This is a genomic window from Pedococcus sp. P1_H8, assembly GCF_056405175.1.
Genome location: NZ_JBFUCP010000445.1, coordinates 1 through 368, shown reverse-complemented (window position 1 = coordinate 368; position 368 = coordinate 1). Strand labels below are relative to the sequence as shown.

At 70.7% G+C, this 368-nt stretch carries 1 protein-coding gene; it reads left to right on the top strand.

Going from position 1 to position 368, the window contains the following annotated elements:
• On the top strand, positions 1 to 368 hold a 368-nt coding region (locus tag AC1DYG_RS20775; protein WP_477641718.1), incomplete at both ends, for a winged helix-turn-helix transcriptional regulator.

Below are 368 nucleotides of genomic sequence, written 5' to 3'. Positions count from 1 at the left end.
CTGCGGCCACCGGGGACCGCCGGCGATGATGTGCCGGCACTGCGACGGCACAGTCGGCGCGCGGGATGCGCGGCTCGAACTGGACCGGGAATCGCTGGTCCTCGCGGCACGGAGCGGACGAAGGCGATCGACCCGCAATGCCCCGTCGGTGAGCCGGGCCGACCTGCAGTTCACCGAGGTCATGGAGGCGATCGGCGACCGCTGGAGCGCCCTGGTCACGGGCTTGGCGCTGTCGGGGGTTCGCCGCTTCGGCGAGTTCCAGTCAATCCTGAAGATCTCGCCGACGACGCTCACCGAGCGCCTGGTGAGGCTGTCCGAGGTGCAGATACTCACCCGGAGCGAACGCGGTGGCGGGCGCGAGTACGTGC